The organism is Nannocystis sp., assembly GCF_016714285.1.
Lineage (GTDB): Bacteria > Myxococcota_A > Polyangia > Nannocystales > Nannocystaceae > Nannocystis.
The window spans coordinates 1-23,587 of the sequence record NZ_JADJNN010000005.1 but is presented as its reverse complement, the minus strand read 5'-3'; the positions used below and the strand labels follow the sequence as shown (position 1 = coordinate 23,587).

At 71.1% G+C, this 23,587-nt stretch carries 23 protein-coding genes; 10 read left to right on the top strand and 13 right to left on the bottom strand.

Going from position 1 to position 23,587, the window contains the following annotated elements; genetic code table 11:
- Positions 1 to 189 precede the first annotated feature (189 nt).
- Positions 190 to 1,491 (bottom strand): hypothetical protein, encoded by a 1,302-nt coding sequence (locus IPJ59_RS13480; protein ID WP_293271970.1) that lies wholly within the window; start codon positions 1,489 to 1,491, stop codon positions 190 to 192.
- 118 nt (positions 1,492 to 1,609) lie between these two features.
- Between IPJ59_RS13480 and IPJ59_RS13475 the strand changes: the two genes are divergently transcribed.
- Together IPJ59_RS13475 and IPJ59_RS13470 are read left to right on the top strand one after the other, a co-directional pair.
- Positions 1,610 to 3,373: a TrkH family potassium uptake protein gene (locus tag IPJ59_RS13475; RefSeq protein ID WP_293271969.1), complete on the top strand. Its 1,764-nt coding sequence runs from the start codon at positions 1,610 to 1,612 to the stop codon at positions 3,371 to 3,373.
- A gap of 31 nt (positions 3,374 to 3,404) precedes the next feature.
- The gene (locus IPJ59_RS13470; protein WP_293263407.1) at positions 3,405 to 3,851 is read left to right on the top strand and encodes a potassium channel family protein; all 447 of its coding nucleotides are present in this window, start codon (positions 3,405 to 3,407) and stop codon (positions 3,849 to 3,851) included.
- Between the two features lie 229 nt (positions 3,852 to 4,080).
- Here IPJ59_RS13470 and IPJ59_RS13465 read toward each other — a convergent pair whose 3' ends face one another.
- From IPJ59_RS13465 to IPJ59_RS13455, 3 genes are all read right to left on the bottom strand, one after another.
- Entirely contained in the window at positions 4,081 to 4,326 is a 246-nt protein-coding gene (locus IPJ59_RS13465) for a helix-turn-helix domain-containing protein (protein ID WP_293263409.1), read from the bottom strand.
- A gap of 219 nt (positions 4,327 to 4,545) precedes the next feature.
- Positions 4,546 to 5,064 (bottom strand): DUF2505 domain-containing protein, encoded by a 519-nt coding sequence (locus tag IPJ59_RS13460; protein ID WP_293271967.1) that lies wholly within the window; start codon positions 5,062 to 5,064, stop codon positions 4,546 to 4,548.
- A gap of 15 nt (positions 5,065 to 5,079) precedes the next feature.
- Positions 5,080 to 6,087, bottom strand: coding sequence for a lysylphosphatidylglycerol synthase transmembrane domain-containing protein (locus IPJ59_RS13455; RefSeq protein WP_293263413.1), 1,008 nt, complete (start codon positions 6,085 to 6,087; stop codon positions 5,080 to 5,082).
- A 171-nt stretch (positions 6,088 to 6,258) separates the two neighbouring features.
- Here IPJ59_RS13455 and IPJ59_RS13450 point away from each other — a divergent pair, with 171 nt between their 5' ends.
- Positions 6,259 to 7,104: a fumarylacetoacetate hydrolase family protein gene (locus IPJ59_RS13450; protein ID WP_293263415.1), complete on the top strand. Its 846-nt coding sequence runs from the start codon at positions 6,259 to 6,261 to the stop codon at positions 7,102 to 7,104.
- Positions 7,105 to 7,191: 87 nt separating this feature from the next.
- Here the strand turns inward: IPJ59_RS13450 and IPJ59_RS13445 are convergent, their stop codons facing one another.
- A complete protein-coding gene (locus tag IPJ59_RS13445) occupies positions 7,192 to 7,668 on the bottom strand; it encodes a hypothetical protein (protein ID WP_293263417.1) in 477 nt (158 codons plus the stop codon).
- A 628-nt stretch (positions 7,669 to 8,296) separates the two neighbouring features.
- Between IPJ59_RS13445 and IPJ59_RS13440 the strand changes: the two genes are divergently transcribed.
- On the top strand, positions 8,297 to 9,412 hold the full coding sequence (locus tag IPJ59_RS13440) for a TIGR04552 family protein (protein WP_293271966.1): 1,116 nt from the start codon (positions 8,297 to 8,299) through the stop codon (positions 9,410 to 9,412).
- Here IPJ59_RS13440 and IPJ59_RS13435 read toward each other — a convergent pair.
- On the bottom strand, positions 9,409 to 11,553 hold the full coding sequence (locus IPJ59_RS13435; RefSeq protein ID WP_293271965.1) for a sensor domain-containing diguanylate cyclase: 2,145 nt from the start codon (positions 11,551 to 11,553) through the stop codon (positions 9,409 to 9,411). The genes IPJ59_RS13440 and IPJ59_RS13435 overlap by 4 nt on opposite strands.
- On the bottom strand, positions 11,550 to 11,855 hold the full coding sequence (locus tag IPJ59_RS13430) for an FtsB family cell division protein (protein ID WP_293263423.1): 306 nt from the start codon (positions 11,853 to 11,855) through the stop codon (positions 11,550 to 11,552). The genes IPJ59_RS13435 and IPJ59_RS13430 overlap by 4 nt, the downstream gene beginning before the upstream one ends.
- 282 nt (positions 11,856 to 12,137) lie before the next feature.
- On the opposite strand from IPJ59_RS13430, the gene IPJ59_RS13425 reads away from it, so the two are divergent.
- Entirely contained in the window at positions 12,138 to 13,199 is a 1,062-nt protein-coding gene (locus tag IPJ59_RS13425) for an SMP-30/gluconolactonase/LRE family protein (protein ID WP_293271964.1), read from the top strand.
- A gap of 81 nt (positions 13,200 to 13,280) precedes the next feature.
- On the opposite strand, the gene IPJ59_RS13420 is transcribed toward IPJ59_RS13425, so the two are convergent.
- Both IPJ59_RS13420 and pcnB read right to left on the bottom strand, forming a co-directional pair.
- Positions 13,281 to 14,177, bottom strand: a complete 897-nt coding sequence (locus IPJ59_RS13420) for a class I SAM-dependent methyltransferase (RefSeq protein WP_293271963.1) — start codon at positions 14,175 to 14,177, stop codon at positions 13,281 to 13,283.
- 53 nt (positions 14,178 to 14,230) lie between these two features.
- Positions 14,231 to 15,616: a polynucleotide adenylyltransferase PcnB gene (pcnB, locus tag IPJ59_RS13415; RefSeq protein WP_293271961.1), complete on the bottom strand. Its 1,386-nt coding sequence runs from the start codon at positions 15,614 to 15,616 to the stop codon at positions 14,231 to 14,233.
- A 220-nt stretch (positions 15,617 to 15,836) separates the two neighbouring features.
- On the opposite strand from pcnB, the gene IPJ59_RS13410 reads away from it, so the two are divergent.
- A complete protein-coding gene (locus IPJ59_RS13410; RefSeq protein WP_293263431.1) occupies positions 15,837 to 16,664 on the top strand; it encodes a hypothetical protein in 828 nt (275 codons plus the stop codon).
- A 248-nt stretch (positions 16,665 to 16,912) separates the two neighbouring features.
- On the opposite strand, the gene IPJ59_RS13405 is transcribed toward IPJ59_RS13410, so the two are convergent.
- The 4 genes from IPJ59_RS13405 to IPJ59_RS13390 are packed head-to-tail and all read right to left on the bottom strand — an operon-like array spanning position 16,913 to position 20,494.
- Entirely contained in the window at positions 16,913 to 17,035 is a 123-nt protein-coding gene (locus IPJ59_RS13405; RefSeq protein WP_293263433.1) for a hypothetical protein, read from the bottom strand.
- Positions 17,025 to 19,019, bottom strand: a complete 1,995-nt coding sequence (locus tag IPJ59_RS13400; protein WP_293263435.1) for a tetratricopeptide repeat protein — start codon at positions 19,017 to 19,019, stop codon at positions 17,025 to 17,027. The genes IPJ59_RS13405 and IPJ59_RS13400 overlap by 11 nt, the downstream gene beginning before the upstream one ends.
- Before the next feature lie 13 nt (positions 19,020 to 19,032).
- Positions 19,033 to 19,614: a hypothetical protein gene (locus IPJ59_RS13395; protein WP_293271959.1), complete on the bottom strand. Its 582-nt coding sequence runs from the start codon at positions 19,612 to 19,614 to the stop codon at positions 19,033 to 19,035.
- 10 nt (positions 19,615 to 19,624) lie between these two features.
- Positions 19,625 to 20,494, bottom strand: a complete 870-nt coding sequence (locus IPJ59_RS13390; protein WP_293263439.1) for a hypothetical protein — start codon at positions 20,492 to 20,494, stop codon at positions 19,625 to 19,627.
- Positions 20,495 to 20,820: 326 nt separating this feature from the next.
- On the opposite strand from IPJ59_RS13390, the gene rpsB reads away from it, so the two are divergent.
- The 4 genes from rpsB to IPJ59_RS13370 form a co-directional block, all read left to right on the top strand.
- Positions 20,821 to 21,747 carry a 30S ribosomal protein S2 gene (gene rpsB / locus IPJ59_RS13385; RefSeq protein WP_463673360.1) on the top strand — a complete coding sequence of 309 codons (927 nt, stop codon included), beginning with the start codon at positions 20,821 to 20,823 and terminating at the stop codon, positions 21,745 to 21,747.
- 4 nt (positions 21,748 to 21,751) lie between these two features.
- Positions 21,752 to 22,417 (top strand): translation elongation factor Ts, encoded by a 666-nt coding sequence (tsf, locus tag IPJ59_RS13380; RefSeq protein ID WP_293263441.1) that lies wholly within the window; start codon positions 21,752 to 21,754, stop codon positions 22,415 to 22,417.
- Positions 22,418 to 22,511: 94 nt separating this feature from the next.
- Complete coding sequence (gene pyrH, locus IPJ59_RS13375) at positions 22,512 to 23,261, top strand: UMP kinase (RefSeq protein WP_293263443.1); 750 nt, start codon at positions 22,512 to 22,514, stop codon at positions 23,259 to 23,261.
- Between the two features lie 22 nt (positions 23,262 to 23,283).
- On the top strand, positions 23,284 to 23,587 hold a 304-nt coding region (locus IPJ59_RS13370), incomplete at its 3' end, for a ribosome-recycling factor (protein WP_293271957.1).

The following is a 23,587-nucleotide window of genomic DNA, read 5'->3' as shown; positions in this document are numbered from 1 at the left end:
CTGTTCGCGACGCATTCGGACAGCGATGCATCTGTATTTTTTGTAAGCCAGAAAACATAGTGTTCAATCATAAATGGCGCGCGTGTGAGCCTGTGTTCACGCTCACGAGGCGATCCCGGAGGTCACTTCGCGGGGATCGATCGCGGGACGAACGATGAATGTCCCAAAGGACAGGTTACGAATGCGCGCTCAGGGCCGGCGGGCGGGGGCTCGTGGCGCGAGCTGGAGGTCGATCGTGACAGTGTCGGCGACGACGGCGGCGCGCACCGGGGTGGCGTCGTAGTCGATGCCGAGGAGCTCGAAGGAGGTCGCGCCGGCGACGGCCTGCGAGAACGCGAAGGTCTGCTTGCCGAGGCCGCTGTACCACGCGGCGATGCGGGCCCGGGCGGCGCCGGTGATGCGTTCGATCTGGGCGTCGGGGACGCGAAGGTCGAGCTCGCCGCGGACGGCGTCGACGCTGGGTGTGCCGGCGAACACGACGTGGGCGCACACGCCGGACTGCTTCCAGGCGTGCAGCCGCAGCGGGCGTGGGCCGGGCTGCCAGGCGACGCCGGCCGTGAATTCGCCGGTCGGGCTCGGCTCGCCCGCGAGGTCGTAGCGGGCGGGGATCTGGCCGCGGGCCATGGCCTGGTTGGCGAGCTCGGCGGCTGTCCCTCCGGACATGCGGACCTGGACCAGGCGGGGGTCGCCGCCGGGGGCGCGGGCGGGGCCCGGGGCGAGGCCGGCGGCGGGCAGCGAGGTGGAGAGCCACAGCTCGAGGTCGGCGCCGGGCGAGCGCAGGGCGACGCGGGTCAGCGGCACCGGTGGCAGATCGATCTCGAGGTCGACGAGGGTCTTGAGGTGGCCGAGCAGGCCGTCGCGCACGCGTGGGAAGCTGCGCTCGATGAACTCGCTGAGGGCCTGGTCGGCGAGCTTGTCGAGGCGGCCGCCGATCAGCGCGCGGGCGGCCTGCGGCAGCAGCTCGGCGATGAAGGCGGCGAACTTCTGGCGCTCGCCGGGGGGCAGGCTCGGGCGCACGCGCAGGAGGTCCTGCGGGCGCAGCGACAGGCGCACGCTGCCGGCCCCGGGCTCGATCTGCGGGGCGACCACGGCGTCGAGGTCGATCGCGGTGACATCGCGGCCGCGGCTGCGCAGGACGAAGCGGACGCGCAGGCCGAGCTGACCGTCGGGGGCGGGCACCACCTGCACGCTGCGCAGGGCGATCTCGAGGTTGCCGAGGTCGAGGTCGATCGGGAGGTCGAGGTCGGGCATCGGCACGCTCATCGCGGGGAGGCGCGCGAGCGGGAAGCTGAGGGCCTGGCCGAGGGTCGCGAGCGGGACGGCGACGACCAGCTGAGCGGCGTCGGCGGGGCCGCGGCGGTGGAGGAAGTCCTGGTGCTCGGCGTGGACCTTGCGGCACGCCGCGGCAGCGCAGCCGCCGATGCCGCCGCCCATGAAGAGCGTGGTGAGGGCGAGCGGGAGGAGCGAGGCGAGGGCGCGGCGGCTGGGCATGCGGGCGGGGCAGTCTAGCGCGGGTGTGGCGGGCACGTGGGGGCGTGCGGGTGCTGGTGAAGCGGGTGGGGGAGCGGGGCCCCGCGCGGGGGCGGGTGTGTGCGCGTACAATCGGCGGGTGCCCGTCGGAAACTGGCTGGTCCTGCTGGTGGCGCTCGCGGTGGTGGGCCTCGACGTCAGCATGACGGCGCCGTGGACGGGGCTGCCGGTGTTTCTCGGGATGTTGCTGGTGGTGCTGGCGGTGGCGGAGCGCATGCGGCAGCTGGTGGCGGAGCGGCGGGCGAGCGCGGCGGGCGGGTGGCTCGGCGGGGTGCTGTGGTTCGAGGGTGGGTTGTTGGTCGCGCTGGTTGGTTTTGTGATCGCTCGCGGGCTGGTCGTGTGGCACATGTTCAACCCCGACGGGGTGGACCCGGCCGGTCGGGTGGCGGCGGCGCAGACCTACGACATGGTGTTCACGGCGCTGGCCGGGCTCGCGGGCGGGCTGGTGATCGCGCCGGAGCGGACGGGGCGGGCCCTGCTGCACATGGCCCAGCGCCCGGCGCTGCTGCTGGCGGGGAGCTTCGCGGCGATGATCTTCGTCGGCAGCCTGCTGCTGACGCTGCCGCTGTCAGTGACGCGGTTCGGGCACGTGTCGTACGTCGACTCGCTGTTCACGATGGCGAGCGCGGTGTGCGTGACGGGGCTGACAGTCAACGACGTGCCGACGACGTACACGCTGTTCGGGCAGGCGGTGATCCTCGCGGGGATCCAGCTCGGGGGGATCGGGATCATGACGATCGCCGCGCTCGCGCTGACCTTCAGCCGCAACACCTCGCTGCAGAGCCAGCTGCGCTACGCGGCGATGCTGGACGCGCGCACGCTGACGGACCTGCGCCAGATCGTGGTCGGGATCATCGCGGGCACCTTCCTGATCGAGGCGGTCGGGGCGGCGGCGCTGTACTTCTTGCTGGTCGGCGACCCGCGCCTGGGCGAGTCGTCGGCGCTGTGGATGGCGGTGTTCCACGCGGTCTCGGCGTTCTGCAACGCCGGCTTCGCGCTGTTCCCGGGCAACCTCAGCGGCTTCGTCGGCGACCTCGGGGTGCAGACGGTGATCATGGGGCTGATCGTGCTCGGCGGGCTCGGCTTCCCGGTGCTCATGGAGCTGGTGCGCACGGGCTGGCGCCGGCTGGTCCGGGTCGTGCGCAAGCAGGCGCCGATGCCCCCGCGGCTGAGCCTGACGGCCCGCGTGGTGCTATCGACCACGCTGATCTTGATCGCGTTCGGGACGGCGGCGATCTTGCTGCTCGAGGTGGGCGGGGCGCTGGCGCCGGCGGCCGAGGTCGGGCCGGGCGGGCGGGCGCTGGCGGCGTTGTTCGCGTCGGTGAACACGCGGACCTCGGGCTTCAACACGGTGGACCTGGCGGCGATGAAGGACGCGACGCTGCTGCTGATGTGCGCGCTGATGTTCATCGGCGGCTCGCCGGCGTCGACGGCGGGCGGCATCAAGACGACGACGGCGGCGGTGGTGTTCGCGACGCTGCGCGGGGAGCTGCGCGGGCGGGAGCCGGAGCTCGGCGGGCGGGCGATCGCCCCGGAGGCGCTGCGCAAGGCGATCGCGGTGACGGCGATGTCGCTCGGGATCGTGATGACGGTGATCCTGCTGCTCACGCTGACCGAGGACCAGCCGTTCATCCGCCTCACGCTCGAGGCGGTGTCGGCGTTCGCGACCGTGGGGCTGAGCGCCGGGGTCACCGGCTCGCTCACGGTCGCGGGCAAGCTGATCATCACGGCGACGATGTTCCTCGGCCGCGTCGGGCCCTTCACCATCGCCCTCGCGGTGGCGGCCGGCGGCGGCGGGGCCCAGCGCTACCGCCTGGCCCGCGAGGACCTGCCGGTGGGGTGACAAGCGCCGCTCGCCCTGCGAGGATGCTGTCATGTCGACCAGTCAGCGCTACCTCGTGATCGGCCTCGGGCGCTTCGGGGCGGCGCTGGCCGAGTCGCTCAGCGAGCAGGGGGCCGAGGTCATCGCGGTCGACAACCGCATGCAGGAGGTCGAGGCGGTCAAGCGCAAGGTGGCCTTCGCGCTCGAGCTCGACGCGACCGATCCGCTGGCGCTGCAGTCGGTCGAGCCGCTGCGCTGCACCGCGGTGATCGTGGCGATCGGCGAGAACTTCGAGGCGACGGTGCTGACGATGGCGGCGCTGCGCGAGATCGGGGTGCAGAACATCATCGCCCGGGCCCGCACGGCCCGCGAGGCGAGGATCCTGCAGGCGGTCGGGGCCTCGGAGATCATCGAGCTCGAGACGGAGATGGGCCGCATGTTCGGGCGGCGGCTGGCGGGCAAGCCCGGCGAGGCCCCGGCGCTGCCGGCCAAGGGCTGAGCTTCGGGACATGTCCCGGCGGACAGCTGGGCGCGAGGCGCGGGGCTGCCAAGGGCTGAGCTTCGGGACATGTCCCGGCGGACAGCTGGGCACGACGAGGCGCGGGCCGCCACGACGCTTCGTCGAGGCGGCCCGGGCTCGTGGTAGGCCAGGTTAGAGGTAGGGCTTAAACGCGGCATCCCCGGCACAACCGAGGATGACGCGGAGGACGGGGCGCGGTCTGGAGGAGTCAGACCGCGACCGCGGCGGCCGCGGATGCACCAGCAGCGACGCGGCTGTCGCTGGCGGTGTCCATGATGCGACCACCCTCACGGTTCCAGCGGATGCCGTGCTTGATGATGCGCCGCTTGAGCGCGTGGCGGGTGATGCCGAGCAGCTTGGCGGCTTCGACGATGCTGCCAGCTGTGGTGAGGGCGGTCTCGCAGAGGAGGCGCTCGGCGACGGTGAGGTTGTAGTTGTCGAGGACGATGTGCATGCAGTCTATGTAGAGCAGGCGCTTGATCCAACGGAGACAAGGCGCGCGCCCAATGAACAGGCCGACGCTTGCGTCGGAGGCCGTGCGCGGGGCCAGCACGCCCGGACCTCGAGGTCAGGCGCGATGTCGACGCGGTGGGGACCGCAGGGGCATCGTGGGGCCTGGCGGTCGGCCGCAGCGCCTGGGCGGCAGAGGGGCCGTGGCGGGCCGCAGGGGGCCTCAGGCTGGGGTTTTCGCGGGGTGGTCGCGCAGCCACTTGCGGGTGAACTCGGTGGTGTCGCGGTAGCTGGTCGTGACCTCCTCGATGATGTGCTTCTCGACCTTGCCGCCGAGCAGGGGGACCTTGCAGGTGACCTCGGCGTCCCACGTGCGGCGCACCTTGTTGGGGCCGAGGGCCTGCACGCGGTAGCTGCCGCGGGTGGTCAGCTGGTCCGCCATGAAGCCGGGGATCGTGACGACCTCGAGGGTGTTGGTGCGGGCGGTGAAGACGCCCTGCTCGGTGTAGGTGATGGCGCCCTTGACGAACCTGGCGACCAGCGCCGGGACCTCGCGCTGGGGGCTCAGCTTGATCTTGCGGCGGATGATCAGCGCCTCGCCCTCACCCTCGCGCTGGACGTCGAGCACCTCGCGACCGACGCGCAGGCGCTGGTAGAGCGCGGCGTTGTAGGCGTCGTCGAAGAAGACCTGCCAGTAGTGCTCGAGGCTGGTGTCGAAGTCGTCGCTGATCGTGTAACGCATGGTGGCGCGACATTATCACGGGGTGTCGTGCGGGGCGTGCGGGGCCGGTGGGACGGCGCGTGGGGCCTTGCGGACCAGCACGGCGAGGGCGAGGCCGCCGACCAACTCGCCGTACCAGAGGGTGCAGGCGCGGATGAGCAGGGTGGTGGCGAGGGCGGCGGCCTGCGAGACGCCGCTGGCGAGGCGGGCGACGAGCACGGCGAGCGAGCCCTCGGTGGCCCCGAGCCCGCCGGGGAGGAAGCTGAGCGCGCCGATGAGGGTGGTGGTCGACCACAAGAAGGTGCACAGGGCCAGGCTGGCCTCGGCGCCGACCAGGCCGCGGAGAATGAGCCAGTAGCCGACGCACTCGAGGCCCCAGCCGAGCACGCTGATCAGGCTGAGGAGGAGCAGCGGACGCAGGCGCAGGAGGGCGGCGCTGCTGTCGACCAGGGCCTCGGCGCGGGCGCTGAGGCGGGCGAGGCCGGGCAGGCGGGCGAGCAGGGCGAGCAGGCCGCGAGCGAGGCGCGGCGTGCCGAGCACGACGACGCCGGCGACGACGAGGGCGAGGGTGACGAGCACGACCGGGAGGTACTCGCGAAACTGACTGACGCCGATGAGGCTGAGGATGACGAGGGCGACGAGGTCGCTGAGGCGGTCGGCGACGACGATCGGCGCGGTGCGGGCGAAGGGGACGCCGTCGGTGAGGCGCAGCAGGTAGCTGCGCAGGACCTCGCCGACCTTGCCAGGGGTGACCGACATCGACAGGCCGGCGAGGTAGATCAGGAGGGAGCGGGTGCGGGTGAGCTGGGGGGCGTCGCCCGGGCCGTCGCCGCGGACCTTGAGCCAGCCGAGGCAGAGCTCCCACTTGAGGAAGCGCAGCAGATAGTTGGCGCTCGAGAGCAGCAGCGCGAGGGCGACGGCCGACCAAGCGTAGCCGGCGAGGGCCTCGCGGATGCGGCCGAGGTCGACGTAGAGCACGGCGCCGACGTAGAGCAGCACGCCGAGGACGACGCCGATCAGGGCGCGCTGAACGAAGCGGCTCATGCGGGCGGGAAGCATAGCGAGTCGCGGCGCGGCGGCGGCAAATACCGGGCGCCGTCTCAGAGCGACGGATCACGGAGAGCGCCTGCGCCGAGCGGCGCTGTGGCGGCGTGCGGGCGATTTGCCGGCCGAGGGCCGCTTGTCAGGGCCGGGTGCGCGCGGCACCCTCGGGGCATGTCGACGAGCGAGGTCCTCTGGGTCGGTCGTGTCGCCACGGCCGCGGGCGCGCGGTGGGTGCAGGTGCAGGCGAGCGGCGGGGCGCCGGCCGCGGACGATTTGCTGGTGGCGATCGACGATCCCTTCGCCGACGAGGCGGGCGAGCCCTACGCGCGGGTGCGGGCGAGCGCGGGCGGGGCGGGGCTCGGGCGCGTGGGCGAGGCGCGGCTGCTGGCGCCGGTGCGGCCGAGCAAGGTGGTGTGTGTCGGTCGCAACTTCCGGGCCCACGCGGCGGAGCTCGGCAACGAGGTGCCGACGGAGCCGCTGCTGTTCTTCAAGCCGCCGAGCTGTCTGGTCGCCAGCGGCGAGCCGGTGACGCTGCCGCGGGGCTACGAGCGCATCGACATGGAGGCCGAGCTGGTGGTGGTGATCGGTCGCCGGGCCACGGCGATCGCGGCGACCGACGCCTGGCAGCACGTGGCTGGCTACACGCTCGGCAACGACGTCAGCAACCGCGACCTGCAGAAGCGAGACAAGCAGTGGACGCGGGCCAAGGGCTTCGACGGGTTCGGGCCGGTCGGGCCGTGGCTGCGCATGAGCCCGCCCGGCGCGGTGTTGCCGGCCGCGGCGCTGCGGATCCAGGGTGGTCTCAATGGCGAGCGCAAGCAGGACGCCTCGCTCGCGGACATGGTCTTCGAGGTGCCGTTCCTGCTGGCGTACATCAGCGCGTGCATGACCTTGATGCCGGGCGACATCATCTTCACGGGCACGCCGGAGGGGGTGTGCGCGCTGCGGCCGGGCGACGTGATGACGGTCGAGCTGGCGGGCTGGGAGCTGCCGCCGCTGGTGAACCCGACGCGTTGAGCTGTCCTCCGGGACAGGTGCGCTACTCGTGCTCGCTGGCGTTGGCAGCTGGCGTCGCTGCTTGAGCTGTTCTCCGGGACAGGTGCGCTACTCGTGCTTGCCGGTGGGCTTGGCGTCGGTGGGCTTGGCGTCGGCGGGCTTGGTTTCGGGCCGGTAGTCGGCGGGCTTGGTCTCCGCGGGCTTCTTGGCCTCGTTGGCGCTGCGGATCTCCGTCTCCTTGGTCGCGATCGACGACTTGAGCTGACCGTTGGGGTCGATGGAGAAGCGGATCTCGGCCTTCACGTCGACGACCAGGCCGGCGATCACGCGCTGCATGAGGTCGACCGTGTCCATGCCGTCGAGGAAGTTGCGGACCTCGGCGGAGACCATGCGGATGACCTCGGTCTTGGTCGCTTGCGAGACGCCGGTGACGAAGTCCTTGCCCTTGCCGAGGGTGCCCTCGGGGTCGAGGAGGCTGGTCAGTCCCTCGCTGAGCTTGCGGCGAAAGCCGCTCGACCCGAACAGCCGGTCCTCGCGCGGCTCGCGGGGTGGCGGGGTGTCGTCGTCGTCGTCCGGGTCGCGCATGGCGGGCACGGTACCGCCGCGGGCGGGCGGTGGCCAATCGGGCCGATGCAGGCCAATCTCCGACATTCTGCGATGGAGGGCCTCACAGGCGGGAATTTCGCCAGATCTCTCGTCCCCTGCGGATTTTCTTGGCCGAGCGGGTGCCGAGTGGGTGCCAATCGGGGGTCTGATGGCGGGCGGGGGCAAGCCCGGCCCGTGGCCTCGCGCGGGCGCAGGCTCCAGGCCGGGATTTCACCGGTGTAGGTGCAACGGTTCCCGTTGGATCTGCCGGATTTTATTGGCTCGTCGGGGCTTTCCAAGCTCGCGGGGAATGTGCTAACTGGGGCCTGACGTTTGAGCTGCGGGCTTTGTCCCCAGGGACGGCCCGGGCCTGAAGGTTCGGCTTAAGACCTCCTGCTTGTCCTACATGTCCGACTTTTTCCTTCACAGAAGCCCGCATGGTAACTAGCAGGCTCCCCAACAGGACTGGAGCAAGGTTTCATGACCGCGTATCTCGGAAACATCTGTGCTGCCCTCGTCACGATCGGTCTTCTCGTCGGCACCCTCCGCTTCTCGCGGCGCGTGAGCGGTTGAGAGTTGCTGGCTCTGGGGCTGGCTCTGGGGCCGACTCGGGAGTTGGCTCGGTGGGATGACCGGTGGGATGACCGGCAAGCCCGATAACCGTGAACCTCCGCTGCGCGCCGGGCCGGACTCTGGACCGCTGTGGCAGGGCAGCAACGGCACGGAGCTCAGCCTCCAGGACATCGGCGAGATCCAGCTGCTGCTGCGCGGACAGTCGGTGATCGACTGGCATCGCCTGGCCCTCAGCAGCGAGGCCGACGTTCGCCGCCTGCTCTCGCTGAACGCCCTCGACCTGGGCGACGCCGGCGACTGTGAGCGCCTCGCCGAGCTGCGCCAGCAGGCAGTGCGCTACATCGTCGAGGTGCTCAAGCTGCGCCTCGACGAGAGCGTCGCGGAGCGGACGCCGTGGGTCCAGATCCCGCTGCTGGCCTCGGGCAAGGCGGGGCCGCAGCAGCGCCAGGCCTGCATGCTGCTGAAGGTGATGCACATCATCCATCACCTCGACGCCCGCGAGCTGCGCACGACCCTGGCGATCAGCGACAACGACATCTTCTCGCTGGTCGAGGAGAGCGTGACGCGGATGTTCGACGAGCTGCGCACGGCGGGGGTGCCGGTGGTCGAGTTCTCGTGGTCGCGCAAGACCAAGGAGTCGCAGGTCACCAAGCTGCTGCTCAAGAAGGAGACCAGCGCGGCGCGGGTGTTCGACCGGCTGCGCTTCCGGTTGATCGTCCGCCACGCGGCGGACCTGGTGCCGACGCTGCGGATCTTGCTGCACCGCTGCATCCCCTTCAACTACGTGGTCCCGGGTCAGACGGTGAACACGCTGATCGACCTCGCCAGCCTCAAGGCGCTGCACGACGACGGCTTCGACACCGAGGACGGCGCGGCCCCGGTGGCTCCGGCGGGCCCGGCCGGGCTCGCGGGGGCCAACGAGTTCTCGGGCCAGAGCTTCCGCCTGCTCAACTTCATCGCCGACCTGCCGGTGCGGGTCGACTCGCTGCTGCCGCCGGGGGCCCGCGCGGACGGGAAGCACTGCGTGGTGTTCGTGACCGCCGAGTTCCAGATCATGGACAAGGGCACGGCCGAGGCGAACGAGCAGGGCGACAACTCGCACACGCAGTACAAGCACCGCCAGCACCAGCACGTGCGCGTGCGCCTGCTGCGAGAGCCACGCAAGCCCTAGCTCGCGGCGGCCAGGCTGCGCGACCAGCGAGTCACGCAGTTGCGGCCGCCGTGCTTGCAGCGGTAGAGGGCCTGGTCGGCGCGCTCGATGAGCTCGCTGGGGTCGCGGCAGTCGTGGGGGAACTCGGCGACGCCCATCGAGACCGTGACCTGAAAGGTTGTGCCGTCGGCGGCGGTCATGGTCTGGGCGGCGACCTCCTCGCGGAGCTTGTTGGCGAACAGCAGGGCGCCCTCGCCGTCGGTGTCGGGGAGGACGAGCACGAACTCTTCGCCGCCGTAGCGGGCGACGACGTCGACCTTGCGGGCGCGGCCGGCGAACACCGCGGCGACGCGCTTGAGCACGGCGTCGCCGACGGGGTGGCCGTGGGTGTCGTTGACCTTCTTGAAGTGGTCGATGTCGGTGAGGATGAGGGCGAACTTCTGGCCGGTGCGCTCGGCGAGGGCGTGGATCTGGGCCAGGCGCTCGCGGAAGGCGCGGTGGTTGGTGAGGCCGGTGAGGCCGTCGGTGGTGGCCCGCTCCTCCATGGCGCGGTACATGCGGGCGTTCTGCAGGCTGACGCTGACCTGATGCGAGATGACGCGCAGCATCTCGCGGATCGGCCGCGGGAAGCGGCGCTCGCGGGCGGAGGCGAGGCAGATCGTGCCGAGCACCTGGTCGCCGCGGACCAGCGGGAGCACCAGCAGGCTGTGGGCGTGGCGCATGCGGGTGTGGAGCGTGAAGACGACGGTCTCGGGCTCGACGCGCTCGTCGCCGGCGGGCATGTGGTGGCGGTTCTTGACGGCCATGGCGACCAGGCCGGCGCCGTCCTCGAACACGAGGTCGGTGAGCTGCTCGCTGAGGCCGCGCCAGTCGCCGCCGTACTCGCGGTCCGCCTGGCCGGGGGCGTCGACGGCGAGGACTCGGTGGGTGAGGGCGTCGGGGTCGAAGCCGGTGATCACGGCGAGGTCGTAGTCAGCGATCGCACGGATCGCGCGGAAGCTCTTGCTGTAAACCTCGTCGAGGCCGAGGGCGCCGCTCAGCAATTCGCTGGCGCGGTAGAACTGCTCCTGCTCGTACTTGCCGCGCTCGATCGCCGAGAAGACGCGCTCTTGCTCGACGATGCGCTGGACCAGCTGGGCGGCGGCGGCGACCCGGGCCTGCTCGTCGGCGGTGAAGGGGCGATCGCCGGTGCGGTCGGCGCAGACGATGCCGAGCAGCTGGCCCTTGCGCAGCAGCGGGACGGCGCAGAGGTCGGTGACGACGGGGCCGCCGCGGTCGTCGCGGTAGTAGGGCGGGAGGCGCCGCTCGGTCATGTTCTTGAGGGTGAGCGGGTGGGGGTCGCGGCAGATGCCGGCGAGCACGCCGGGGCCGGACAGGGTCTCGCAGAGCTCGTCCGCGGGACCGACGGCCTGCTTGAGCACGAGCGCGTCCTCGGACAGCCACAGCAGGGCGGCGCCGTGGAGGCCGAGAGCGTCGCGCAGGAGGCCGAGGTTGAAGGCGACCTGCTCGTGGATGCCGTGGACGGCGCCCTGGGCGAGCTGGAGCTCGTCGACCTCGCGGCTGCGGCCGCTGCTGCCGGCGATGAGGCGGAAGTCGCGGGCCTCCTGGCGCATGCGGGCGAGCTCGCCGGTGACGCGGTGCTCGTGCTCGCCGCGCAGGCGCGCGACGAGGCCGCCGAGGATGAGGAGGTTGCCGGCGGCGAAGAAGCCGATGAAGCCGAGGTGGTAGACGACGAGGGTGCCGTCGTTGGCGCCGACGATGAGCTCGAGCGCGGCGATGCTGGCGAGCCAGGCGAGCGCGACCCAGCGGGTGCGGTGGATGATGAGGAGGAAGGAGACGAGGGCGTAGACCAGCGGGTGGATCGCGCTGTGGAGGCCGCCGGTGAGGGCGACCAGCAGGTACACGCCGGTGATGATGAGGAGGCCGAGCTCGAGCTCGGCGCGGGGCGTGCGAGCGGCTGTCCTCGGGGACAGCTCGCGCCAGACGGCGCGGGCGAGGGTGGCAGCGTAGACGCCGAGGCCGAGCGCGAGCGGGAGGCTGCCGCGGGCCAGCGCCGCCGTGGAGGCGAGGCCGCTGGCCATGAGCAGCCACGCGGAGGCGAGCACGACGAGGGCCCAGCGGGTGCGCCAGAGCAGATCCGAGACGGTACGCAGGTGGGTCATGGTGTCTTCGCGGTGGGAGCGGGGCGCTGGACTTCGAACACGACCTCACCGGGGCGGATGAGGTTCAGGTCCTCGCGGGCGATGCGGGCGACCTCGGCGGGGTCTCGCTTGAGCGCGGTGAGCTCGGCCCGCAGGGCCGCGATCTCGCCGCGCAGGCGGTCGTTGCTGCGCTGCAAGGCGGCGTGCTCGCGCTCGACGCGACCGAGGTCGTCGGCGCCGCTGCTGGCGTAGATGTGCTGCGGCAGGTAGGCCACGGCGAACGCCAGCAAGGCGGCGAGCAAGATGCGATTGACCCACTGCATGCGAGAGGTTCGCAGGCTATCCGCGGGGGCCGTGGGCGCAACAATTCGGCGTTTTGTCGGGGGCGTGGTGGGGCAAGGCGCGGCGGCTCGCCGTGGCCATGGGCGCAACAAATCGGCGTTTTGTCGGGGGCGTGGTGGGGCGACAAATCAGCGTCTTGTCGGGGCGTGGTGGGGCAACAAATCGGCGGTTTTTTGGGGGCGTGGCGGGGCAACAAATTTGCGGGGCGGCGAGACACGAGGCGCGAACGCGACCGCGGCGTCGGGTCGTGGTATGGCGGCGGCATGCGCGTCGCGGCGATCCCCTTCTCTCTTGTTGTCGGCATGGTCACGGGCTGCGGCGCGGCGGAGGGGGGTGAGTCGGGGACGGTCGCGGAGAGCTCGAGTGGGGCGTCGACGGGGGCGAGCAGCGGCGCGACGGCGACGCCGACCACGGGCGAGGCGGCGAGCACGAGCGGCGGCGAGACGACCGCCACGACCAGCGGCGCGGCGAGCAGCAGCGGCGCGGGGGACAGCAGCGGCGGCTCCGGCGGGGACAGCACGGGGGCGGGCAGCACGGGCGGCGACGGGGTGATCGTGGTCGAGGGGCTGAGTCACCCGGAGGGGATCGCCCACGACCTGGTCGACGACGTGTACCTCATCAGCAATATCAACGGCGCGCCGGATGCGGTCGACGACAACGGCTTCATCAGCCGGGTCCTGCCGGACGGCACGATCGACGCGTTGACCTTCATCGACGGGGGCGACGACACGGTCGGGCTCGACGCGCCGAAGGGGATGGTGATCGTCGACGACACGCTGTGGGTGGCCGACATCACGCGGGTCCGCAAGTTTCACCGCGTCAGCGGCTTGCCGCTCGGTGAGGTGGTGATCGAGGGGGCGGTGTTCCTCAACGACCTCGCGGCCGACGCGGACGGCAACATCTTCGTCAGCGACACCGGCAGCAACATCCTCCACGCGATCGACACCAACGACCAGCCGGCGGTGATGCTGGCGAGTCCGGCGGTGTTCGGGCCGAACGGCCTGTGGGTCCACGCGGACCGGCTCTACCTGGCGACCTACAACGACAACAAGATCTTCAGCGTGACCCTCGACGTGCCAGTCGCGTTCCCGGAGATCACGCTGGCGGTGGGGCAGCTCGACGGGCTGGTGCACCTCGAGGACGGCGACTGGCTGGTGAGCTCGTGGGAGGCCCCGGGGGTGCTGCGGGTGTCGGCGGACTTCAGCACGGTGACGACGCCGGTGGCCGACCTGAGCTCGCCGGCCGATATCGCGGTCGATGAAGGCCGCAAGCTGATCTTGATCCCGCGCCTGCTCGAGGACCGGGCCGAGTTCCACCCGTTCTGAGCGCAAGCCGCAGGTTGATGCCGGTCCTGCTCGAGGACCGGGCCGAGTTCCGCCCGTTCTGAGGGCTCAGCGCCTGGTCGTTCAGCGCGGCTTGCGGGCGATCGCCGACTGGGCGTCGACGCCGGGGCCGAGGGCGCCGCTGCGGAAATTGCCGGTGTGGCTCTCGAGCTCGAGGCCGGCGCTGGCGATCAACAGGCGCAGCTCCTCGGGGAAGATCTGGCGGTGCGCGAGGTGGACGATGCGGCGCGGCTCGGGCGGCGGCTTGAAGGCCCGCGGCCGCTTCGGTGCGTCGTCGTAGTAGATCCGGACGTGGCACACCTGGGTGCTCGGGTCGTAGGTGTGGTTGGTCGAGTAGACCAGCGAGGCGCCGGTGACCGGGTGGGTGAAGTAGGTGACGCTGTGGCGCTCGACCGGGTCCCAGGTCAGCCACTCGATGTCGGGGAGCAGCACGTCGAGGGCGAAGCTGCCGCCCGGTCGCAGCACCCGGGCGACCTCGCGGAAGCAGGCCAGCAGGTCCTGCCAGCGGTACAGGTGCATGAGCACGTTGAAGGGGGCGATCACGAGGTCGAAGCGCGCCGCCGGCAGGGGCATGGCGCAGATGTCCCCGAGGACAGGTTCGACGCGGGCGCCGGCGCGGTGGTCGACGATCTTGGCGGCGAGCAGCTCGAGCATGCTCGGCATGCGGTCGATCGCGGTGACGCGGTGGCCGTCCTCGGCGAGCGGGATGGCGACGCGACCGGTGCCGGCGCCGAGCTCGAGGATGTCGATGCCGCCAGTGGCGATGCTGCCGGTGCCGAGGCCGCTGGTGGTGAGCGTGGCGGCGATGCGGCGGGCCTGGTTGCGGTACCAGGCGATGTCGTGGCGGTGGTCGCGGTACTCGAAGTCGTAGAGCTCCGCGTCCTCGTAGTGGTCGCTGGTGCCGCGGCGCAGCAGATCGTCGGGGTCGGGGCGCGGGGGCCCGTCAGCTTGGGTGGCCATCGCTACCTCGCGGGAGGAACCCGCCGAACACCAGCTCGACGACGATCGGCCCGTCAGCTTGGGGGGCCATCGCTACCTCGAGGAGCCGTCGCGCTCGCGGGCGGGAGAGGAGGAGCGGGGGCGGTCGTCGTCGCGGCGGCGCAGGCGGGTGCGCTTCTTGCGGCGCTTGGGGCCGGCGCCGGAGTCCTCGTCGCTGGCGTTGCCAGTCCCGTTGGTGGTTGCGAAGGGCCGCCGTTGCCCGCGGAGGCGGCGGCGAGGCGCTGCCAGTGGGTGAGCTCGTTGCCGTCGCCGCCGCGGGCCTTGACCGAGAGGCCGAGGAACACGAGGGCGTCGTGGAAGTACTGGCGCTGGACCAGGGAGGGCCGACGCTTGCGGCGGGTGACGGCCTCGACCATGCGGCGGTGGGCCATGAGGATCTGGCGGGCGAGCTCGCGGTCGCGGCGGGCGATGCCGAGGGCGCTGCAGAAGGGCAGCATGAGGTCGTCGATCATCTGGTCGAGGCCCTGGCGCGAGGCGGTCATCCACTGGTCGTCGATGAGCGGGGCGAACAGGACCGAGAGGAGGACGCCGTTGTCGGCGACCTGCAGGGTGGCGCCGGTGAACTCGTCGAGCGCGCCGAGCAGGTCCCACAGCAAGCGGCCGGGGGTGCCGGGCAGCGAGCGCGAGGGCGCCTGCAGGCCGGGCGGGGCGAGCTTGGCGAACAGCTCGAGGTAGCTGGGCATGAGGTGCTGCAGGAGGTGGGTCTCGAGCAGCAGCTCGAAGCTGCGGCGGGCCCCGCCGCCGCGCATGAGCTTGTAGATCTCCTCGAGCACGCGGGCGCGGGAGCACTTGGCGATGTCCTGGACGGTGGCGAGGAGGGCGGCCCAGGTCGCGGTCTCGATGGTGAAGTCGAGGCGGGCGGCGAACTTGATCGCCCGGATCATGCGCACGGGGTCCTCCTGGAAGCGCAGGAGGGGGTCGCCGATCGTGCGGATGACGCCGCGGTCGAGGTCGCTGAGGCCGTCGACGAAGTCGACGATGGCGTCGGCGTCGAGGTCGTAGAAGAGGCCGTTGATCGTGAAGTCGCGCCGACGAGCGTCGTCCTCGACGGTGCCCCACTCGTTGTCGTGGGTGATCAGCGGGTCGTCCTCGGCGGCCACCGGAGTGGTGCGGAAGGTGCTGGTCTCGATGACCTTGGGCCCGAAGAACACGTGCGCCAGCTTGAAGCGGCGACCGATGATGCGACAGTTGCGGAAGGTGCGGCGCAGCGCCTCGGGCGTGGCGCTGGTGGCCACGTCGAAGTCCTTCGGGCGGCGCTTGAGGTAGAGGTCGCGCACGCAGCCGCCGACCAGGTAGGCCTCGAAGCCCCCGGCGACCAGCTTGCGGACGACCTTGAGCGCGTCTGGATCCACGTCTCGGAGGGAAATGGCGCCTCTGGTGCCTGCTTTGCCGTCGGCCATGCGAATGCGACGCTGCTCTAACACACTCGCCCGGGCCCCGGACAAACCTCGCGCGTGTGCCCGCCCACCCGGGAGCCCCGTGGATCTGTGGCAGCCGGGAGGGCGGGGGCGCGCGCCGTGTTCAGGGGTGTAAACGGCACTTGATCTCGCTCAGATCAAGCGCGGCGTTGACTCAGGACTGGACGGGGGGCAGTTTACTGAACAGGCGAGCAAGCTGACCATGAGCACCGGATTCCAGACCCTGAACGTGACCTCCTCCTGCACCGGGCTGCACGTGCTGCTGGGCAGCCGGGCCGGGGCCTCGGGCGACCCAGGCCGCCCCGAGCTCGCCCTGGCGACGCTGATCGGCGAGCACGAGGCGGCCGGGGAGGCGGTCACCGCGGTGACCCTGCGCCTGGCTCGCAGCGAGGACGCGTTCTGGGCCCAGGCCGCGCTGCGCTGGCTGGCGGCGCACGGGCGGCGGGCGATCATCCGCACGGCCCGGGTGATGCCGAAGGCGCTGGCGCTGGCGGCCCGCGACCACGGGGCGACGGTCGTGCTGGAGATGGCGCATCACAAGCTGGACATTCAGCGGGCCCTGCTCGGGCCGGAGGCTGACGCGGCGCCCGCGCTGCTGCTGCAGGCCCAGCACCTGCGCCGGCTCGGCGTGGGGGTGGCGGTGCAGTTGGGTCCGCTGGTGGCTGGCCTTCACGATCGGCCGGGGCAGATCGACCCGCTGCTGCGGCACATCGCGGCGGCCGACATTCATGACGTGCACCTCAGCGTCGGTCGCCTCATGCCGGCGACCGCGGCGACCTTGATCGCGGCGCTGGGGGTCGAGGCGGGCTTTGAGGTGTCGCGGCGTTATGCGGCGACCTCGAGCACTGGTTCGTGGCGGCTGTCGGCCCGCGCGGCGGACGGGTTGCGCGAGGCGGTCCGCAACGTCGCGCACGCGCAGGGGCTGGTGATCGACGGCTGCGGCTGCGCTCACCACTGCCACCTCGACCTCGCGGAGCGCCGGGCGTATGTGGCGGTGCAGGGGCCCGAGCTGTTCGCGGGGGTGCCGTGATGCGGTCGCGGCGACACACCCGGGTGATCCGCGGGCGCTGTCCTTTGCGACCTGTCGCGGAGGACAGGTCAGAGCGTCGCGCGGAGGGGAGCGCCAGTCGGGGGGCGGAGCTGCCGGGCTGGCGGATCGCTCTGGATGCCGCGCTGGCGGCCGTCGCCGGGGATGCCCACTATGATGTGGGTGACGCGCTGAGGGACGACTCGTTCGGCCTGTTCGGCCCGCTCAGTGGGCTCGATGGGCTCGACGACTCAGGTCGCGCTGTCGGTCTCGTCGGTGATCTCGATGGTCGTGACGGTGTTGATGCACGCCATGCTACCGGCGGCGATCATCATCGCCGCGAGGAGCAGCAGGGTGAAAAATTTACGGTTCATCCGGGAAAACTCCGACGAGGTCTGCGGACAGTATCATGGTTGGCGCGAACAGCTGCAAGGCGTCGCGCTGTCGCGCTATGAGCGCGGTCCGATCGATGGGGTCGGCGGCCAGCCAGGTTTGCGGGTGTGCGGCGAGCAGGTGTTTCGCGGCCACGGGTAGTCCCAGGTCGAGGAGCAGGGCGAGCTCTGCGAGCAATGGTTCGCCGCGTTCGGGGGCGAGGGTCAGGGCACGTCGGTAATGTTCGAGGGCCTGTCGTGGATCGCCGAGGCGATGGAAGATCTGTCCGGCGACGTCGTGGAGCTCCGGCGAGTAGGGGTATTCGTGGAGGCCGCGTTCGAGGGCGGCGAGGGCGAGCTGACGGCGTTCGTCCTCACTGTGGTTGGGGAGGTCGAGGCTGGTCTGGGCGAGGCCGGCGAGGATGCGGGCGTTGCGGTCGGGGCTGTCGGCCAGGGCGGCGGCGAAACGGCGTCTGGCCTCGCGCCAGTCCTGGCGGGCGGCGGCGAGGCGGGCGAAGCACAGCTGCGGCAGCTCGTAGTGGGGGTCAAGGCGTTCGGCGTGGATGCAGTGGGCCTCGGCGCGGGCCAGGACCGTGGCGCGGCGGGTCTTGTCGGTGGTGGTGTTCTGGCTGGCGATGAGGAGCTCGCCGGTGCTGGCCTGGGCGCGGGCGGAGCCGGGGGCGAGGGCGCGGGCGACGGCCCACAGCTGGCCGTTGCTGCGGTAGTTGAAGGCGGTGCCCGCGAGCACGGCGCCCTGGAGGATCGCGAGGGCGGCGAGGGGGGCGAGGAGGAGGGTGGGGCGGGCGAGGGAGGTGGCGAGGCGGCGGCCGGCGGCGAGGGTGAGGGTGGCGAGGCCGAGGCACACGGGCAGGCTCGGCAGGTACATGAAGCGGTCGGCCCGCATGTTGGGCATGGGGGCGAGGTTGCTGGTCGGCAGGGCGAGGATGAAGGCGCCGACGATCGCCAGGCAGGCCAGGGGTCGGGCGCGGGCGCGGGCGAGGCCGTAGAGGAGCAGCGAGAGGAGTGCCGCGCTGGCGAGCAGGGTGGCGGGCTCGTCCCAACGGGCGCCGCTGTCGACGTATTCGGGGGACAGGCCGAAGGGCAGGACGATCTGCTGCAGGTAGCCGAGGTGGATCTGGGTCGACATGGCCAGCACCGGGGCGAGGCCGGTGCGGGTGACGAACAGGCGGGGGTTGTCGAGGCCGTAGGGGCTGAGGCCGCCGTAGAGCCAGAATGTGAAGGCCGTGAGGGCGGCGGCGCCGAGCAGGAGGGCGCCCGCGAGGCCGAACAGGCGGGGCCAGGGGCGGCGGGTTTGCCAGGGTGCGAGGGCCTCGGCGAGCAGCCACAGCAGGGGCAGGGCGGCGGCCGACTGTTTCATCGCACATGCCCCGAGGGACAGGAGGGCGGCGAGCGGGGCGAGGGGCCAGGCGCGCCGCGAGCGGACGGCGGCGCTGGCGACGGTGCAGGCGAGCAGGCCGAGGAGGGCGGCGAGCAGATCTTCGCGGAAGGACACGACGGCGATCGCCTCGGCGTGGATCGCCAGCAGGCCGAACAGGGTCATGGTGCCGGCCCACAGGATCAGGGGGGCGCCGAGGCGGCGCAGCCAGGCGGCCAGGGCGGCGCAGACGCCGAGGTGGAGGGCGATCGAGACGGCGTGGTGCCAGCGCGGGTCGAGGCCGAGGAGCTGGTAGCTGAGGACGTCGAACAGCACCAGGCCGGGGCGGAAGGCGTCGGGGATGTTGCGGGTGACGGCCTCGGGGGAGAACAGCGCGCCGAGCTCGGTCGGGACGCGGAGGAAGCCGTTGGTGACGAGGGTCCAGCCGTCGTCGTAGACCAGGCCGAAGCCGAGCTGCGGGAGCAGGACCAGGCCGATCAAGGTGAGCAGGGCGGCGAGGACGACGCCCGGGCGCAGGGGGTCGGCGGGCGCGGGGGTCGGGGACTCGGCTGTCCCGGGGGACAGGTGCGGCGCGGGGCTGGCCGGGTCCATGGCGGCGCCGGTGTTACTTGTCGTCGGCGTCGGCGCAGCGGCCCGGGGGGGCGTTGGCGCGGCGGCGCTTGGGGGCGAGCGGGCCGCAGCGGGTGTAGTCGACGCCGTAGCTGGTAAGGGCGAGGACGGCGCCGATCACCGCGATCGCGGCGCCGGCGATGCTGGCCTTGTTGAGCTTGTCGCCGCGATCCTCGAGGTCGTGGATGTCGCTGACGTTGGCGCCGTCGCGGTAGCCGTTGGAGATCTGGCGCTGGGTGGCGAAGCCGGCGGAGGCGGTGCCGATGGTGCCGACGCCGCCGACGGCGGCGAGGCCGATGCCGAGCCAGAAGAGGATCGGCGTGACGGGGCGGCGGCTGCTCGGCGCGGCGTCGGGGCCAGCGTTGGGGCCAGCGTTGGGGGTGGTGGAGCTGGCGCTGGCGCGGGCGGCCAGTGCCGCGGCGGTGCGCAGCTCGAAGCCGTTGCGCTCGCTCATGTTGCCGATGTTGAGGCGCGGGTCGATGTGGATCTGGGCGGCGGGCTGGAGGCTCGCGCAGGCGCAGGTGAGCGAGAGCAGGGCGGCCAGGGCCGAGGTGGAGGTGGGGGTGCGCGGGTGCATGGGCCCTTGTTCAGGTGGTCCCGCTCGAGCTGCCGCCGGAGTCGGTGTCGATGCTGATGGGCACGCAGATCTTGAGGTTGGCGTCGCATTCGAAGCTGTCGGCGCAGTCGACTGCGCCCTCACCGAGGCAGGTCGGCTGGCACACGTCGAAGCCGGGCACGCAGACCTGGCCGACGCCGCAGCTGTCCGGGGTGTTGGGGTCGCACTGGACGAGGCAGCTCGAGTAGCCGGCGAGGGCGATGCAGATGCTGCCGTCGGCGCAGGGGGTGGCCTCGGGGTTGTCGCAGCCGGGCAGGCAGAGGGCGCCGCTGCAGTACTGGCCGGCGGGGCAGGGCGGGGCGTCCTTGGCGTCGCAGCGCTGGCCGCAGAAGCCGGCGCCGTCGGCGAGGTTGTTGAGGCTGCCGCCGCCGCCGAGGGAGTCGAAGATGGTGGGGTCGATGCCGTTCTCGGCGTTGAGGGGGACGCAGGTCTGCGGGTCGGTGCAGAAGTCGTCGTTGGACTCGTAGCCCTTGTACTTGGTGTAGTCGTCAGTGCCGCAGAGGTTGGCGCAGGCGCCGTTGAAGCAGAACGCGAAGCCCTCGGTGGAGGGGCAGTCGGTCTTGAAGGTGAGGAGGTCGCAGGTGTACTCGCAGAGGTTGGCGCGGCAGGTTTGGCGGTAGCCGACGCCGAGCGAGGGGTCGCTCTTGACCTCGACGGAGTCGCAGCCCTCGATCAGGGTGGCGGCGTCGGCGAGTGAGATCGCCTTGCCGTCGCAGTCGAGGGCGAGGCAGTCGTCGTCGGTCTCGCAGGAGTAGCGGAAGCCAGGTGCTGGCGCCGGTCGCAGGTAGCAGCCACCGACGACTCCGGCGACAAAGGCGGCGATGAAGAGGCTGCGACGCATGGGTACCGGTGGCTTATAGCAGCGGCCTGCGCCCGTCGGGGACGCGGCGGGGGCGCGCGACATGTGCGAGGATGCGCACGGGCCTTGGACCCGCCCGGAGTGGACCCTGGTGGCACGGGAGCCTGTCGGCCGATCGGAGCAGGCTCACGCGTGGCGGCTCTCGCCTTGCAGGGGCGGCGGGGAGCGTGTTACAGGGCCCGCCCGAACTCAAATCCACATGCCCTTGGAGGGTCCCGTGGCGTCACCTCGCGGTCGTTGACCGCACGGTGGAGCGAGACCCAGTGAAGAGGGCAGAGGCAACAACGCCGAAAGGTCCGAACAGTCCGATGTCCACTCAAGCTCAAGAAATCTCGTCGCCCGAGCTGCACACCCAGCTCGAAATGAGCGACGGCCAGCGCGTCATCACCGTCCGTCAGCTGCTCGAGGCTGGCGTCCACTTCGGTCACCGCACCGAGCGCTGGAACCCGCGAATGAAGCCGTACATCTACGGCGCGCGCAACGGCATCCACATCATTGACCTGCAGCAGACCGCGGTGATGTTCCGCCGGGCCTACGCGTTCATCCGCCAGTGCACGGCGGAGGGCAAGCCGGTGCTGTTCGTCGGCACCAAGAAGCAGGCCGCCGACGTGATGGCGCTCGAGGCCCAGCGCGCCGGTCAGTACTACGTGTGCAGCCGCTGGCTCGGCGGCACGCTGACCAACTGGACGACCGTGCGGCAGTCGGTGGACAAGCTGCGTGGCATCGAGCGGATGAGCCAGGACGGCACCTACGAGCAGATCACCAAGAAGGAGGCGCTGATGCTCGAGCGCAAGCGCGGCAAGCTCGAGCGCAACCTCGGCGGCATCAAGGACATGCCGAAGCTCCCGGGGGCGGTCTTCGTGATCGACCCGGTGAAGGAGCACATCGCGGTGGTCGAGGCGAACCGCCTCGGCGTGCCGGTGGTGGCGGTGGCCGACACCAACGCCGACCCGCGGCTCATCCAGTACGTGATCCCCGGCAACGATGACGCGATCCGGGCGATCAAGCTGTTCTGCGCCCGCATCGGCGACGCGTGCGTCGAGGGCACCAAGCTCGGCAAGTCCCGCGCGGTCAACGACCCGGGCGAGGGCCGCGACCCCGAGCCGATCCGCGTGACCACCGGCGGCGACGGCCCGCGCGTCGAGATCGTCTCGCGTCGCACCCAGCTGCCGCAGCCCGAGGCCGCCGCCACGCCCGAAGAGGACGTGGTCCCGGCCTACGATTCGGAGAACTAAGATCATGTCCGTCACCGTCACCCCCGCAATGATCAAGGAGCTCCGCGAGCGCACCGCCGCGGGCCTCATGGACTGCAAGAAGGCGCTCGTCGAGACCGACGGCGACCAGGACAAGGCGGTCGAGTACCTGCGCAAGAAGGGCCTCGCCGCCGCCGCCAAGAAGGCGGGTCGCGTGGCCACCGAGGGCGTGATCACGGCCTACATCCACAGCAACAACCGGGTGGGCGTGCTGCTCGAGGTCAACTGCGAGACGGACTTCGTCGCGCAGACGCCGGACTTCAAGCAGTTCACGGCCGACGTGGCGATGCAGATCGCGGCGATGAACCCGGCGGCGGTCCGCCGCGAGGAGATGGACACCGCGAAGGTGGAGTCCGAGCGGGTGCTGCTGCGCGAGAAGGCCCTGGCCGAGGGCAAGCCGGAGAAGATGGTCGACAAGATCGTCGACGGGCAGATCGCCAAGTTCTACGCGGAGAACGTGCTGCTCGAGCAGAAGTTCGTCAAAGACGACAAGAAGACGATCGAGCAGCTCCAGATGGAGATCGTGGCCAAGCTGGGCGAGAACATCAAGATCCGCCGCTTCGTCCGCTACGAGCTGGGCGAGGGCCTCGAGAAGAAGAGCGAGGACTTCGCCGCCGAGGTGGCCGCGCAAGTCGCGGCCGCGAAGGCCTGAGAGGGCGCAAGGGCGAGGGACAGCACCTCGCCCTCTTCGTTGCTCGCAGCGGAAGATCGAGTGTCCGGCCGTGGGGTCGGGAAGGTGCTTTGGCATGGAAGCAGCGCCGCGTTACAAGAGGATCCTCCTCAAGCTGTCCGGTGAGGCGCTGCAGGGCGCCCAGGGCTATGGCATCGACGCCGAGGTGATGCGAACGATCGCCGAGGAGATCGAGGATCTCGTGGCGCTGCGGGTCGAGGTCGCGGTCGTGATCGGCGGCGGCAACATCTTCCGTGGGCTGAGCGCGGCGGCCTCGGGCATGGACCGCGCGAGCGCCGACTACATGGGGATGCTGGCGACGGTGATGAACTCGCTGGCGCTGCAGGACGCGCTCGAGCAGCGCGGCGTGCACACGCGCGTGCTGTCGGCGATCGAGATGAAGGAGGTCGCGGAGCCGTACATTCGGCGCCGGGCCGAGCGGCACCTGGAGAAGGGTCGGGTGGTGATCTTCGGGGCCGGGACCGGCAACCCGTACTTCACGACGGACACCGCGGCGGCGCTGCGGGCGATGGAGATCCACGCCGAGGTGCTGCTCAAGGCGACCAAGGTCGACGGGGTCTACGATATGGACCCGCACAAGCATGCGGGGGCGGTGCGCTACAGTCGGCTCACCTACCTAGACGTGCTGTCGCGCGGCCTGAACGTCATGGACAGCACCGCGATCTCGCTGTGCAAGGAGAACAATCTGCCGATCCTCGTATTCAACATGCTCGAGCGGAACAACATCCGCCGGGTGGTGTGCGGGGAGGAGATTGGTACACTCGTCTGCCCCGACGGCGAGAGCGTCCTCGCGGGCCAGACCTGAGAGAGACAAGGAGCGAACGACGATGGACGAGGTACTCGAACTCGCGAAGGAAGGCATGGAGGAGGCGATCGACCGCCTCCGCAAGAGTCTGACCAAGGTTCGCACCGGTCGGGCCAACCCGGCGATGCTCGACGGCGTGCGGGTCGACAACTATGGGTCGATGATGCCGCTCAATCAGGTCTCGACCGTCAGCGTGGCCGACGCGCGGCTGCTGGTCGTCAAGCCGTGGGACCGCAACATGGTCGGGCCGATCGAGAAGGCGATCAACGCGCAGAACCTGGGCCTGAACCCGCAGAGCGACGGCACGGTGATCCGCCTGGCGATCC

What these genes read in the sequence shown, in the direction of transcription:
- pcnB (WP_293271961.1), bottom strand. Translation starts at nt 15,616, where the DNA reads ATGGCCGACGGCAAAGCAGGCACCAGAGGCGCCATTTCCCTCCGAGAC.
- IPJ59_RS13420 (WP_293271963.1), bottom strand. Translation starts at nt 14,177, where the DNA reads ATGGCCACCCAAGCTGACGGGCCCCCGCGCCCCGACCCCGACGATCTG.
- pyrH (WP_293263443.1), top strand. Translation starts at nt 22,512, where the DNA reads ATGGAAGCAGCGCCGCGTTACAAGAGGATCCTCCTCAAGCTGTCCGGT.
- IPJ59_RS13440 (WP_293271966.1), top strand. Translation starts at nt 8,297, where the DNA reads ATGACCGGTGGGATGACCGGCAAGCCCGATAACCGTGAACCTCCGCTG.
- IPJ59_RS13395 (WP_293271959.1), bottom strand. Translation starts at nt 19,614, where the DNA reads ATGCACCCGCGCACCCCCACCTCCACCTCGGCCCTGGCCGCCCTGCTC.
- IPJ59_RS13425 (WP_293271964.1), top strand. Translation starts at nt 12,138, where the DNA reads ATGCGCGTCGCGGCGATCCCCTTCTCTCTTGTTGTCGGCATGGTCACG.
- IPJ59_RS13450 (WP_293263415.1), top strand. Translation starts at nt 6,259, where the DNA reads ATGTCGACGAGCGAGGTCCTCTGGGTCGGTCGTGTCGCCACGGCCGCG.
- IPJ59_RS13435 (WP_293271965.1), bottom strand. Translation starts at nt 11,553, where the DNA reads ATGACCCACCTGCGTACCGTCTCGGATCTGCTCTGGCGCACCCGCTGG.
- IPJ59_RS13445 (WP_293263417.1), bottom strand. Translation starts at nt 7,668, where the DNA reads ATGCGCGACCCGGACGACGACGACGACACCCCGCCACCCCGCGAGCCG.
- IPJ59_RS13410 (WP_293263431.1), top strand. Translation starts at nt 15,837, where the DNA reads ATGAGCACCGGATTCCAGACCCTGAACGTGACCTCCTCCTGCACCGGG.
- IPJ59_RS13465 (WP_293263409.1), bottom strand. Translation starts at nt 4,326, where the DNA reads ATGCACATCGTCCTCGACAACTACAACCTCACCGTCGCCGAGCGCCTC.
- IPJ59_RS13460 (WP_293271967.1), bottom strand. Translation starts at nt 5,064, where the DNA reads ATGCGTTACACGATCAGCGACGACTTCGACACCAGCCTCGAGCACTAC.
- tsf (WP_293263441.1), top strand. Translation starts at nt 21,752, where the DNA reads ATGTCCGTCACCGTCACCCCCGCAATGATCAAGGAGCTCCGCGAGCGC.
- IPJ59_RS13480 (WP_293271970.1), bottom strand. Translation starts at nt 1,491, where the DNA reads ATGCCCAGCCGCCGCGCCCTCGCCTCGCTCCTCCCGCTCGCCCTCACC.
- IPJ59_RS13405 (WP_293263433.1), bottom strand. Translation starts at nt 17,035, where the DNA reads ATGAACCGTAAATTTTTCACCCTGCTGCTCCTCGCGGCGATGATGATC.
- IPJ59_RS13390 (WP_293263439.1), bottom strand. Translation starts at nt 20,494, where the DNA reads ATGCGTCGCAGCCTCTTCATCGCCGCCTTTGTCGCCGGAGTCGTCGGT.
- rpsB (WP_463673360.1), top strand. Translation starts at nt 20,821, where the DNA reads ATGTCCACTCAAGCTCAAGAAATCTCGTCGCCCGAGCTGCACACCCAG.
- IPJ59_RS13455 (WP_293263413.1), bottom strand. Translation starts at nt 6,087, where the DNA reads ATGAGCCGCTTCGTTCAGCGCGCCCTGATCGGCGTCGTCCTCGGCGTG.
- IPJ59_RS13470 (WP_293263407.1), top strand. Translation starts at nt 3,405, where the DNA reads ATGTCGACCAGTCAGCGCTACCTCGTGATCGGCCTCGGGCGCTTCGGG.
- IPJ59_RS13430 (WP_293263423.1), bottom strand. Translation starts at nt 11,855, where the DNA reads ATGCAGTGGGTCAATCGCATCTTGCTCGCCGCCTTGCTGGCGTTCGCC.
- IPJ59_RS13400 (WP_293263435.1), bottom strand. Translation starts at nt 19,019, where the DNA reads ATGGACCCGGCCAGCCCCGCGCCGCACCTGTCCCCCGGGACAGCCGAG.